This is a genomic window from Microvirga zambiensis WSM3693 (genome assembly GCF_016735695.1).
GTDB lineage: Bacteria > Pseudomonadota > Alphaproteobacteria > Rhizobiales > Beijerinckiaceae > Microvirga > Microvirga zambiensis.
This window is the reverse complement of sequence record NZ_JAERQD010000006.1, coordinates 122266-135049: the sequence shown is the minus strand read 5'-3', so window position 1 is coordinate 135049 and position 12784 is coordinate 122266. Positions and strand designations below refer to the sequence as shown.

10 protein-coding genes are annotated in these 12784 nt (G+C 66.0%); 2 read left to right on the top strand and 8 right to left on the bottom strand.

Annotation, left to right across the window (positions count from 1 at the left end; all coding sequences use genetic code 11):
• Positions 1-15: 15 nt before the first annotated feature.
• From JKL46_RS07070 to JKL46_RS07045, 6 genes are all read right to left on the bottom strand, one after another.
• Positions 16-1185 (bottom strand): M20 aminoacylase family protein, encoded by a 1170-nt coding sequence (locus tag JKL46_RS07070; RefSeq protein ID WP_201831267.1) that lies wholly within the window; start codon positions 1183-1185, stop codon positions 16-18.
• 87 nt (positions 1186-1272) lie between these two features.
• Positions 1273-2433 carry a peptide ABC transporter permease gene (locus JKL46_RS07065; protein WP_343074026.1) on the bottom strand — a complete coding sequence of 387 codons (1161 nt, stop codon included), beginning with the start codon at positions 2431-2433 and terminating at the stop codon, positions 1273-1275.
• Positions 2434-2719: 286 nt separating this feature from the next.
• Positions 2720-3610, bottom strand: coding sequence for a 3-hydroxyisobutyrate dehydrogenase (gene mmsB / locus JKL46_RS07060; RefSeq protein ID WP_201831262.1), 891 nt, complete (start codon positions 3608-3610; stop codon positions 2720-2722).
• Between the two features lie 58 nt (positions 3611-3668).
• The gene (locus JKL46_RS07055; protein WP_201831257.1) at positions 3669-4040 is read right to left on the bottom strand and encodes a DUF5367 family protein; all 372 of its coding nucleotides are present in this window, start codon (positions 4038-4040) and stop codon (positions 3669-3671) included.
• A complete protein-coding gene (locus tag JKL46_RS07050) occupies positions 4037-5188 on the bottom strand; it encodes an isobutyryl-CoA dehydrogenase (protein WP_201831255.1) in 1152 nt (383 codons plus the stop codon). The genes JKL46_RS07055 and JKL46_RS07050 overlap by 4 nt, the downstream gene beginning before the upstream one ends.
• Before the next feature lie 96 nt (positions 5189-5284).
• Complete coding sequence (locus JKL46_RS07045; RefSeq protein ID WP_201831253.1) at positions 5285-6781, bottom strand: CoA-acylating methylmalonate-semialdehyde dehydrogenase; 1497 nt, start codon at positions 6779-6781, stop codon at positions 5285-5287.
• Between the two features lie 109 nt (positions 6782-6890).
• On the opposite strand from JKL46_RS07045, the gene JKL46_RS07040 reads away from it, so the two are divergent.
• Together JKL46_RS07040 and tal are read left to right on the top strand one after the other, a co-directional pair.
• On the top strand, positions 6891-7781 hold the full coding sequence (locus JKL46_RS07040) for a LysR family transcriptional regulator (protein WP_201831250.1): 891 nt from the start codon (positions 6891-6893) through the stop codon (positions 7779-7781).
• Positions 7782-8048: 267 nt separating this feature from the next.
• The gene (tal, locus tag JKL46_RS07035; protein ID WP_201831248.1) at positions 8049-9020 is read left to right on the top strand and encodes a transaldolase; all 972 of its coding nucleotides are present in this window, start codon (positions 8049-8051) and stop codon (positions 9018-9020) included.
• A gap of 228 nt (positions 9021-9248) precedes the next feature.
• On the opposite strand, the gene JKL46_RS07030 is transcribed toward tal, so the two are convergent.
• Complete coding sequence (locus JKL46_RS07030) at positions 9249-10928, bottom strand: thiamine pyrophosphate-binding protein (RefSeq protein WP_201831247.1); 1680 nt, start codon at positions 10926-10928, stop codon at positions 9249-9251.
• 74 nt (positions 10929-11002) lie between these two features.
• On the bottom strand, positions 11003-12553 hold the full coding sequence (gene amaB / locus JKL46_RS07025; protein ID WP_201831246.1) for an L-piperidine-6-carboxylate dehydrogenase: 1551 nt from the start codon (positions 12551-12553) through the stop codon (positions 11003-11005).
• Positions 12554-12784: the final 231 nt, after the last annotated feature.

The window sequence follows — 12784 nt, the reverse complement described above, 5'->3', positions numbered from 1 at the left end:
ATCGATGCGTCGATATCAGCGGGCGGGCATGCCGGTTTCCACGATCTTCGCCCAGAGCGAGACGCCGTAGGGGCTTGCCTCGTCGTTGAAGTCGTAGGCCGGATGGTGGACGCCTGCGGTGTTGCCGTTGCCGAGGAAGATATACGCGCCGGGACGCTGTTCCAGCATGTAGGAGAAGTCCTCCGCGCCCATGAGCGGAAGGATGTCGGTGTCGACCGCGTTCTCGCCGCCGACGGCACGGGCGACCTTGGCCATGAACTCGGTCCGGTCGGGATCGTTCATGGTCACCGGGTAGCCGCGGTCGTAGTCGACACTGGCCTTGGCGCCGAATGCGGCGCAGACGTTCTCGACGATGGCGCGGATGCGGTTCTCGGCGAGATCGCGCACCTCGGGCGAGAGGGTGCGAACCGTGCCGAGCAGGGTTGCCGTCTGCGGAATGACGTTGAACGCTTCGCCCGCCTTCACCGTGCAGACGGAAACCACGACGGAATCGAGCGGGTCGGCGCTACGCGATGCGATCGTCTGCAGGGCCGTGATCACCTGGGCGGAAATGACCACCGGATCGATGCAGTCATGCGGGCGCGCCGCGTGTCCGCCTTTGCCCTCGATGCTGATCGTGAAGCGGTCCGCCGCCGCCATCATCGCGCCGGGGCGGATGGCGAACTGGCCCACGGGAATACCCGGCATGTTGTGCATGCCATAGACCTCGTTGACGCCGAAGCGCTCCATCAGGCCATCCTTCAGCATCTCGTTGCCGCCGCCGCCACCTTCCTCCGCCGGCTGGAAGATCACCACCGCAGTGCCGTCGAAATTGCGCGTCTCGGCCAGGTACTTCGCCGCGCCGAGCAACATGGCGGTATGCCCGTCATGGCCGCAGGCATGCATCTTGCCGGGCACCTTGGACTTGTGCGCGACATCCGTCGCTTCCTCGATGGGAAGCGCGTCCATGTCGGCGCGCAGGCCGATCACCTTTCCGGAATTGTTCGTGCGGCCTTTGATGACGCCGACCACGCCCGTCCGGCCGAGACCGGTCACGACCTCGTCGCAGCCGAAGCTCTTCAGCTTCTCTTCCACGATTCCCGCGGTGCGGTGAACGTCGAAGAGAAGCTCGGGGTTTTCATGGAAGTCGCGGCGCCACGCGGCGATTTCATCGGCGAGATCGGCGACGCGGTTGATGATCGGCATAGGAAGTCCTCGGGTTGGGCGAATCCGGAAAGCGCCAGCCAAGCAGAGGCAGTGCCATTGCGTCAACGGTTACAGAATTGCGGACAATCAGAGATGGCGCCGCAACACGGCCTTGGGGCGCTTGGTGCGGAACTGGCCACGCTCGATCGCAACGAAGATCAGCACCAGGACCACGAGGGTGGTGAACCACCAGACCTGCGCGGTGCCGATGCCGAGGCAGCCCAGTGTGAAGGTGCAGGCGAAGGCCGCCATGATGCCGGGCTCCATCGTGGCGCGGCTGACCTTCGACCGGGTGGCGGCCTGATAGAGGATGATGCTGCCCGCCACGGCGCCCACCAGCCCGAGTTCGTACCAGATCTCGAACAGCAGCGTGGACGGGGCATTCTGCGGGATCAGACCGAAGACGCGGCCGCGCAGGGCGGTTTCCAGCCCGTGTCCCGTGAGGAGGCGCAGGGGCTCGCTGATCACGATCTGGCGCCAGGCCTCCAGGCTCGCCACCAAGGGCGCCTTGGGACCGTACAGGCCGGTCGCCAGGGGCTTCAGGACGAAGGGCAGGAGCGGTGCAAACAGCAGCAGGCCCGCCATGACGAGGCCGGTCAGCCGCGATCCGAGGGCCGGACTCCAGGCGGTGACGAAGAAAGCGAGCGTGCCGGCGATCAGGCCGTACAGAGGCAGGCCCTCACGGGTGAGGAGGGAGCAGACGGCCACGGCGAGAGCAAGGCCCAGAGCCTCCAGATTGCGTCCGCGGGAATGGAGCCAGGCCAGTGCCGGCCAGAGCAGCACGACGAGCATCAGCATGCCGCGCTCGAGGCTCAGGCCCTCCGGGTCGGAGGCGCTGCCGCCCGTGATCGACAGGACGATCGCGATCAGGGCTGCCAGGCCGACGCCGATGGGTAGGAGATAGAGGTTGGCCGAGCGCATCCGCTCGGGCACGGCGAGATAGCCGCCGAGCGCCATGAGCGCCATGCCGGTGATGTTCAGAAGCCTTTCCGAGGCTTGGGGCAGGAACGGCGTCCAGACCAGCGACAGAGCGGCCCAGATCAGCAGGACGATGCCGGCCACGCCGCCCGGCGACACGAGCAGTGCGATAAGCTTCTCCCGGGCATTCCTGGCGCTTCCGTCGAGCACTGAGGCGAGGACGAGGAGAATGACCGCCAGCGGCGCCATCGCCACGATGGCGCGGCGCGTGAACAGGGCCGCCAGGGGCACCGCGAAGAACAGGATCGCAAAGCCGAGACGCCGCAACATGGCAGCAGCATCGGCGGAGGGATTTGCCGTTTGGGAAACCGAGCGGATCATGCGGGCGGACAACCGGGAATTGAACGGTCAGGGAAGTGAAGCGTAGCGGAGCCGTGCCTCAAAAGCTGTAGGTGCAATGCAACACATCCAAGGCGTTTATGTCTCTCCAGGCACCTTTATGCTCTCCACGTCGTCACCGGCCTTGTGCCGGTGATCTCGATGTGAGGGGCCCAGCGCTTTTCTAATCGAGATGGCCGGCACAAGGCCGGCCATGACGTAAGGGGGGCGTCCGCAATCACCCCTTCTGCCCCCGGATGAAGTTGATGATGCCGGAAAAATCGTCGCCCTCGTGGCCGGCATTGGCGAACAGGCTGTAGAGCTGTGCCGCCTCGGCCCCGAGCGGCGTCGCGGCGCCGGAGGCGAGCGCGGCCTCCTGGGCGAGCTTGAGGTCCTTGAGCATCAAAGCCGCCGCGAAGCCGGGCTTGTAACCATTATTGGCCGGCGAGGCCGGCACCGGACCCGGCACGGGGCAATAGGTGGTGAGCGACCAGCACTGGCCGGAGGAGGTGGACGCGACGTCGAACAGCGCCTGATGGGAGAGGCCGAGCTTCTCGGCCAGAACGAAGGCCTCAGCCACGCCGATCATCGAGATGCCGAGGATCATGTTGTTGCAGATCTTAGCCGCCTGGCCTGCGCCCGCCTCGCCGCAATGGACGACCTTCTTGCCCATTTTCGCGAGGATCGGTTCCGCCCGGTCGAACGCCTCTTTCGCGCCGCCTGCCATGAAGGTCAGCGTCGCGCCCTTTGCGCCACCGACGCCGCCGGAGACGGGCGCATCGAGGCTCGCGAGGCTGCCGCCCCGCTCGCGCGCCAGCCCATGGGCCTTGCGGGCGCTCTCCACATCGATGGTGGAGCAGTCGATCAGCAGCGCGCCTTCCTTCACGGACGGCAGGATATCGGTCCAGACCGAGAGCACGTGCTTTCCTGCCGGCAACATGGTGATCACCACCTCCGCGTCCTTTACCGCGTCAGCGGTCGAGGCGGCGATGCTGAGCCCCTCCGCGCGCGCCTGATCGCAGGAGGCCGGCGACAGGTCGAAGCCGGTGACTTTGTGCCCGGCCTTGACGAGATTGGCAGCCATCGGGCCGCCCATGTTGCCGAGGCCGATGAAGGCTATGCTGGTCATGAGAGTCCTCCCTTTTGTCGTGCGATTCTTTAAGCCGACGTGCCGATGAAGGCCGCCGTCATGCGTTGCGCGCCTTCCAGAGCGCTCCGGTCAGCGCGAAGCCGTAGAACCACAGCATCAGCGATCCGAACACCTTGTCGAGGGCAGGATCGAGGCGCGGGAAGAACACGGCGAAATGCGAGCCGATCGCGGCCAGGATCAGCATGCCCGGAACGGCGACGAAGCCCATCGCCTTGGCCGCATCCTTGCCGGACGCGCGCAGGATGCGGTCGACCGACAGGCCGAGCATCAGGCCGAGCACGGCACCGGCCGCGAAATTGATCTGGAACGGCCTTCGCCCATCCAGGAAGAACCAAGGACCGGCCCACAGGAACAGCGCGAAGATCGCGGCGGTCAGGGCCAGGCCGAGGCCGAGCGACCTGAGCATCATCGATTGCCGCGCCCCACCAGATCGCGCGCCACGATCAGGCGCATGATCTCGTTGGTGCCTTCGAGAATCTGGTGCACGCGCAGGTCGCGCACGATCTTCTCGACGCCGTAATCGGCGAGATAGCCGTAGCCGCCATGGAGCTGGAGCGCGTCGTTCGCGACCTCAAAGCCCACATCGGTCGCCATGCGCTTGGCCATGGCGCAGAGCCTCGTCGCATCGAGCGCCTTGGCGTCGAGCGCCGAGGCTGCGCGCCACAGGAAGGTGCGTGCCGCTTCGAGTTCCGTCGCCATGTCGGCGAGCTTGAACTGCAGCGCCTGGAACTCGGCGATGCGCTTGCCGAAGGCCTTGCGGTCGTTCGCGTAGGACAGCGCCTTGTCCAGCGCCGCCTGCGCGCCGCCGAGCGAGCAGGCGCCGATATTGATGCGCCCGCCATCGAGCCCCGACATGGCGATCTTGAAGCCCATGCCCTCGTCCGACAGAAGATTGGCGACGGGCACGCGCACATCCTCGAAGATCACGGCGGCGGTGGGCTGCGCATTCCAGCCCATCTTCTTCTCCTGCGCGCCGAAGGACACGCCGGGCATGTCCTTTTCGATGACGAGCGTCGAGATGCCGGACGGGCCGTCGCCGCCCGTGCGCACCATGGTCACGTAGATGTCGGAGGTGCCGGCGCCTGAGATGAACTGCTTGACGCCGTTGACGATGTAGTGATCGCCGTCGCGCACGGCCTTGGTCTTGAGCGCCGCCGCGTCCGAGCCCGAGCCCGGCTCGGTCAGGCAATAGCTCGCGATCAGCTCCATTGTGACGAGGCGCGGGATGTAGCGTTGCCGCTGCTCTTCAGAGCCGTAGCGGTCGATCATCCAGGTCGCCATGTTGTGGATCGACAGATAGGCCGAGACGGCGGGGCAGCCGGTGGCGAGGGCCTCGAAGATCAGCGCCGCGTCGAGCCGCGTCATGCCCGATCCGCCGACATCGTCGCGGGTGTAGATCGCGGCCATGCCCAGCGCTGCCGCCTCGCGCATCACATCCACGGGAAAATGCTTCTTCTCGTCCCATTCGAGGGCGTGGGGGGCGAGGTTCTCCGCTGCGAAGGCAAGAGCCATGTCGCGGACGGCGATTTGATCGTCTGTGAGGGAGAATTGGGTCATGGGCCTAAATCGTCGTGGCGGGGCCGGTTGTGCACCCCGACTTTGGATCTAGAAATGAAATGGCCGGGAGCGAGCCCCGGCCATCATATTGTTCTCTTACTTCATCGTCGGAATGGAGAATTCCGCGCCTTCCTTGATGCCGGAGGGCCAGCGCGAGGTGACGGTCTTGGTCTTGGTGTAGAAGCGCACCGCATCCGGGCCGTGCTGGTTGAGATCGCCGAAGCCGGAGGCCTTCCAGCCGCCGAAGGTGTAATAGGCGAGCGGCACCGGGATCGGCACGTTGATGCCGACCATGCCCACGTTCACGCGCGAGGCGAAATCGCGGGCGGCGTCGCCGTCGCGGGTGTAGATCGCGACGCCGTTGCCGTATTCGTGATCAGAGGGAAGGCGCAGCGCCTCCTCGTAATCCTTGGCGCGGACCACGGAGAGGACGGGCCCAAAAATCTCTTCCTTGTAGATGCGCATGTCGGTCTTCACCTCGTCGAAGAGGCAGCCGCCCATGTAGAAGCCGTTCTCGTAGCCCTGCATCCTGAAGTCGCGGCCGTCGACCACGAGCTTGGCGCCTTCCTGGACGCCGACATCCACGTAGGAGCGCACCTTCTCCATATGCGCCCGGGTGATCATCGGGCCGAAATCGGCGGAAGGATCGGTGGAGGGTCCGACTTTGAGGGTCTCGACGCGCGGGATCAGCTTGTCCATGAGCGCGTCGGCGGTGGCCTTGCCGACCGGCACCGCAACCGAGATCGCCATGCAGCGCTCGCCCGCCGAGCCGTAGCCGGCGCCGATGAGCGCGTCCGCCGCCTGATCGAGATCGGCGTCGGGCATGATGATCATGTGATTCTTGGCGCCGCCGAAGCACTGGGCGCGCTTTCCGTGCGCGGTGGCGCGGGAATAGACGTATTGCGCGATCGGCGAGGAGCCGACGAAGCCGACGGCCTTGACGTCCGGATCGTCGAGGATCGCGTCCACCACTTCCTTGTCGCCGTTGACCACGTTGAGGATGCCGGCGGGCAGGCCCGCTTCCATCATCAGCTCGGCAAGGCGCATCGGCACGCCCGGGTCACGCTCCGATGGCTTCAGGATGAAGGCGTTGCCGCAGGCGATGGCCGGCGAGAGCTTCCACAGCGGGATCATGGCCGGGAAGTTGAACGGCGTGATGCCGGCGACGACGCCGAGCGGCTGGCGGATCGAATACATGTCGATGCCGGGGCCGGCGCCTTCCGTGAACTCGCCTTTGAGCAGGTGCGGGATGCCGGTGCAGAACTCAGCCACCTCGACGCCGCGCTGGATGTCGCCCTTGGCGTCGACGATTGTCTTGCCATGCTCGCGGGCGAGCATGTCGGCGAGCGAATCGGTCTCCTTGGCGATGAGCTCAAGGAACTTCATCATCACGCGGGCGCGGCGCTGCGGGTTGGTGGCGGCCCAGGCCGGCTGTGCGGCCTTGGCGTTCTCCACCGCCTGGCGCAGCTCGTCCTTGGAGGCGAGCGCGACGCGGCCCAAAACCTCGCCGGTCATGGGCTGGAAAATTTCGGTGCTGCGTCCCGACTTGCCCGGAACCTGCCTGCCGCCGATGAAATGTCCGACCTCGCGCATGGCGTCTCTCTCCTCCTGAGGGGTGTTTTTAGTGTCCTCGTTCTATCATTGTTGAAATCGCACGACTATGGGTGAAACCGAGGCACCGTTGTGCGAAAATGCCAATACCATGAGCGCATTCGACTGGGACGATCTTCGCTTTTTCCTGGCCGTCGCTCGCGCCGGCCGGCTCACCGCGGCGGCGCGCCAGCTCGAGGCCGACCACACCACCGTCTCGCGCCGCATCTCAGCCCTCGAAGCCTCGCTCAAGGCCAAGCTGTTCGAGCGCAGCCCGCAGGGCTACACCCTGACCGAGCAGGGCGAGCGGCTCCTCAAGCATGCCGAGAGCATGGAGACCCAGGCGCTCGCCGTGGCGAGCGAGCTCGGCGGTGCGGATCTCGCGCTGTCCGGTACCGTGCGCATCGGCGCGCCGGACGGGATCGGCACCTATTTCCTCGCGCCCGAACTCGGGGCGCTCGCCGAACGCCATCCCGGCCTCACCCTGCAGCTCGTGGCGCTCCCCCGCACCTTCTCGCTCTCCAAGCGCGAGGCCGACATCGCCGTCACCCTGGAGCAGCCGACGGAAGGCCGCCTCGTCTCGCGCAAGCTCACGGATTACCGCCTGCGGCTCTACGCTTCGCAAGCCTATCTCGAGCGCCACGGGCCGGTGAACGAGCTGTCGGATCTGGCGGGCAAGACCCTGGTCACTTACGTGGCCGACCTACTCTACAGCCCGGTGCTCGACTATTTCTCGGGCCTCGAGAAATACACCGCCCGCCGCTTCGAATGCGCCAGCGTGGTGACCCAGGCCGAGGCCGTGCGGGCCGGAATCGGTATCGGTGTCCTGCACGATTACGCGGTGCGGCAATTCCCGGAACTCCAAGTCGTGCTGCCCGAGGTGTCGTATCTTCGCACCTACTGGCTCGTGACCCACGCGGATGTGCGCTCCTTGCGCCGGGTGGAGGAGGTCTATTCCTTCATCCTGAGCCGGGTGAGGGCCAACAGGGGGCTTTTCGTGTGATCCGGCTCTTCCCTCCCCCTTGCGGGGAGGGATCGAGGGTGGGGGTCGCAAAGTCGGAACGCTGTGCGCCACAGAATACGCGACGCCGATACAGCCTCATCCAGCAAGCTTTCACCCGGTCGCACCACCCCCACCCCTACCCCTCCCCGCAAGGGGGAGGGAAGATCGCACCGGGAATGACAACAAAGCCGCATTCGTCGCTTTGCCCTTCACGCCGCCTTCTTATGGGACTAAGTCAGGCGTCAAGGAAAACCCACGGAGACACGCATGCCCTCCAAGCTCGACCAATTGCGCGCCATGACGGTGGTCGTGGCCGATACCGGCGACCTCGACGCGGTGCGCCGCCTGAAGCCTCAGGACTGCACCACCAATCCGACCCTGCTGCTGAAGGCGGTCGAGCTCCCGGCCTACGGGCACCTCCTGGAAGAGGCTCTCACCTGGGGCCGCAAGCAGGGCGGTTCCCGCGAGAGCGTCGTGGCGGCGATCAGCGACCGGCTCGCGGTGGCCTTCGGCACCGAGCTTGCGAACATCGTGCCCGGCCGGGTCTCGACGGAAGTCGACGCCGATCTTTCCTTCGATACGGAAGCGACCCTGAAGACGGCGCGCACCATCATCAAGGATTACGAGGAACGCGGCATCGGACGCGAGAAGGTTCTGATCAAGATCGCCTCGACCTGGGAGGGCATTCGCGCCGCGGAGATCCTCCAGAAGGAAGGCATCGACTGCAATCTTACGCTGCTGTTCGCCCAGGTGCAGGCCCAGGCCTGCGCGGAGGCGGGCGCGTTCCTGATCTCGCCGTTTGTCGGCCGCATCCTCGACTGGCACGTGAAGGCCGGCGGCGGACCCTATACCGGCGAGACCGATCCGGGCGTGCTCTCCGTGCGCAAGATCTACGAGTCCTACAAGGCGCAGGGCATCAAGACCGTGGTGATGGGCGCCTCGTTCCGCAACATCGGCGAAATCGAAGCGCTCGCCGGCTGCGACCGCCTCACCATCTCGCCCGCACTGCTCGACGAGCTGGCGAAGGCGCAAGGCGATCTGCCGCGCAAGCTCTCGGCCGAGAGCGTGGAAAAGATCCAGCCCCTGCCGCGCATGGACGAGAAGAGCTTCCGCTTCGCGTTGAACGAGGACGCGATGGCGACCGAAAAGCTTTCCGAAGGCATCCGCTCCTTCGTGAAGGATCTGCGTTCGCTCCGCACGCTCGTGGCGCAGCGGATGGATGAGGCGAAGGCGGCTTAAAGATCGAAGAAACGTCATCCCGGACGAGCGAAGCGCGGGTGTCCCCTCCCTCCTTGTGGGGGAGGGCTAGGGATGGGGGTGCTGGCGCCGGAGCCTCATCGGTTAGCGCTCATACCCCCCTCTCCAACTCTCCCCCACAAGGGGGGAGAGGGTTTCCCGCGCTTTATTGAAAACGATCCCGGATCTCGCTTCGCTCGTCCGGGATGACGCGCTCACGTCAGCGCAGTATCACTTCTTCCCCGCCAGCGCCTTCTCGCGGATCTGCGACAGCGACATCGTCGGCGTGATCGCTTCCGGGTCGATGATGCAGTGGAGAATTGCAGGCTTGCTCGATGTGAGCGCCCGCTGCAGCGCCGGGGCGAATTCCTCCGTCGTCGTCACGCGCTCGCCATAGCCGCCGAAGGCATTGGCATAAGCTGCGAAGTCGGGGTTCCTCAGCATCGTCGCCGAGACGCGGCCGGGATACTCGCGCTCCTGGTGCATGCGGATCGTGCCGTACATGCCGTTGTCGAGCAGGATCACCAGGATTGGCAGGTCGTATTGCACGGCGGTGGCGAATTCCTGCCCGTTCATGAGGAAGTCGCCGTCGCCGGCGAACACCACCACCGGGCTGTCGGGCCGGATGCGCATGGCTCCGACACCCGCCGGCACGCCGTAGCCCATGGAGCCGGAGGTCGGCGCGAGCTGCGTGCCGTAGTGCTTGAACGGCCAGAAGCGATGCACCCAGGTAGCGAAGTTGCCGGCGCCGTTGCAGAAGATCGTGTCGGAGGGCAGCGTCTTTCGAAGATAAGTCATCACCTCGCCCATCTGCAGGGCGCCGGCGTGACGGATCGCTGTCGGATCGCTCCAGGCGAGATAATCCGCATGCGCGGTCTTCGTGCCCTCGCTCCAGGGCAGCGAGGCCGGCGGGTGCACGGCCTCCAACGCCGCCGTGAAGGCGATCGGCGAAGCGTTGATGGCAAGATGCGGCGCATAGACCCGGCCGAGTTCACTCGGATCGGGATGGACATGCACCATTGTCTGTTGCGGTACCGGAATGTCGAGGAGCGTATAGGCCTGGCTCGGCACTTCGGAGAGACGTCCGCCGACGAGGAGCACAAGGTCCGCTTCCTTGATGCGCGCCAGCAGCTTCGGATTCACGCCGAGACCAAGATCGCCGATGTGAGACGCGTGATCGGCGGGAAACAGCATCTGGCGGCGGAAGGTGCAGGCGACCGGCAGCTCGAAGCGCTCGGCAAAACGGACGAAGCGCTGCACCGCGAGTTCAGACCAGCGGCTGCCGCCGAGGAGCGCGATCGGATTCTTTGCACCGTGCAGAAGCTTCTGCAATTCCGCCATCTGCGTGAGACCCGGATGCGTCTCGATCACCTGATAGCGCGGCGCGTCAGCGACCGCGGCCATCTCGGTGAGCACGTCCTCCGGCAGCGCGATCACGACCGGGCCAGGACGGCCGGACGTCGCCACGTGGAAGGCGCGCGACACGATCTCCGGAAAGCGCGCTGGATCGTCCACCTCCGTCGCCCATTTGGCGAGCGGGCCGAAGGCGGCGCGGTAGTCGAGCTCCTGAAAAGCCTCGCGCTCGCGCATGCCGCGCTCGATCTGGCCGACGAACAGGATCATCGGCGTCGAATCCTGTTTGGCGATGTGGATGCCGGGCGAGGCGTTGGTCGCGCCGGGGCCGCGGGTGACGAAGCAGATGCCGGGGCGGCCGGTGAGCTTGCCATAGGCCTCCGCCATCATCGCCGCGCCGCCTTCCTGGCGGCAGACCGTGATCGCGATATTCGCGTCATGCAGCGCGTCGAGAGCCGCGAGATAGCTCTCGCCCGGAACGCAGAAGATGTGATCGACCCCGTGGAGTGTCAGCTGATCGACAAGAATCTGGCCGCCGGTGCGGGAGGGCGCTGTCATGGAAGGCTCGCGATGTGAGAGTATAGATAGCAAAACGGAGGGCATCGCTGCCCTCCGCTGAGTGTTTACGACGATCAGGCGTCGACGTCGAACTTCACGCCCTGGGCGAGTGGAAGCGTCGTGCCGTAATTGATCGTGTTGGTGGCGCGGCGCATATAGGCCTTCCAGGCATCGGAGCCCGATTCACGGCCGCCGCCCGTCTCCTTCTCGCCGCCGAAGGCTCCGCCGATCTCGGCGCCCGAGGGGCCGATATTCACGTTGGCGATGCCGCAATCGGAGCCCGCCGCCGACACGAAAGCCTCGGCCTCGCGCAGGTTGAGCGTGAAGATCGAGGAGGAGAGGCCGGCGCCGACCGCGTTGTGCAGCGCGATCACCTCGTCGAAATCCGAATAGCGCATCACGTAGAGGATCGGCGCGAAGGTCTCGCGGGTGACCGGGCCGGTCTGGCTCGGCATCTCGACGAGCGCCGGGCGGGCATAGATGCCGTCATTCGCCACATCCGTGTAGCGTCCGCCGCCATGCACCTTGCCGCCGGCCGAGCGGGCCTCGTCAAGGGCGCGCTCCATGCCGTCGAAGGCGGCCTTGTCGATCAGCGGGCCGACGAGCGTGCCATCAGTGCGCGGATCACCGATCTTCACGCCGCCATAGACCTTGACGAGACGCGGCACGAGCTGATCGTAGACGCTCTCATGCACGAAGAGACGGCGCAGGGTGGTGCAGCGCTGGCCTGCCGTGCCCATCGCCGCGAAGGCGATGCCGCGAAGCGCGAGATCGAGATCGGCGGAAGGCGCGACGATGGCGGCGTTGTTGCCGCCGAGCTCCAGGATCGCGCGGGCGAAGCGTTCGGCCAATTTCGGGCCGACCTGACGGCCCATCGCCGTGGAGCCGGTGGCGGAGAGAACCGGAACGCGGTGGTCCTCGACCAGGATCTCGCCGACCTCGCGGCCGCCGAGCAGCACTTCGCAGAGGCCTTCCGGCACGCCGCCGAAGCGCTTGGCGGCGCGTTCCACGATGGCGTGGGTGGCAAGCGCTGTGAGCAGGGTCTTCTCGGAGGGCTTCCACACCACGCTGTCGCCGCAGACGAGGGCAAGCGCCGCGTTCCAGGACCAGACGGCGACGGGGAAGTTGAAGGCCGAGATCACGCCGCAGATTCCGACCGGATGCCAGGTCTCCATCATGCGGTGGTCGGCGCGCTCGGTGGCGATGGTGAGACCATAGAGCTGGCGCGAGAGGCCGACCGCGAAATCGCAGATGTCGATCATCTCCTGGACCTCGCCGAGGCCCTCGGAAACGATCTTGCCGGCCTCCAGGGTGACGAGACGGCCGAGGTCATCCTTGGCGGCACGCAGCTCCTCGCCGAGGAGGCGAATGAACTCGCCGCGCTTCGGCGCCGGAACCTTGCGCCAGGCCTTGAAGGCGGCATCGGCCCGGCCGATGGCGGCCTTGGCCTCCTCGGGCGTCGTCTCGCGCACATGGGCGATCACCTCGCCGGTGATCGGCGAGCGGGCCGGGCGGCCTGTGGCGGCAAAGGCGCTCTCCGGCACGCCGAGGCGCGCCAGAATGGCGCGGGCCTCGTCCGCAACGGAGGCGGGCGCGGCGGATACGGGTTTCAGGCTCGCGGTCATGTTGGATCTCCCTGAATGCGGGCTTGAGGCATAGAGCCCGCCACCCTCGCTTGTCGTTGAAACGAAACGACGGCGGCTTTCATGCCACCGTCTTAATGCATGACCCGGAAGCCTGGGAACTGCTTTTCCCGAATGAGGTCATGCGACTTTGTAAAGAACCCGGGCGCTTGGTGGTCCCCCAGCATGTCATCACCGGCCTCGTGCCGGTGATCTCGAAAAGGTGAAACGCCG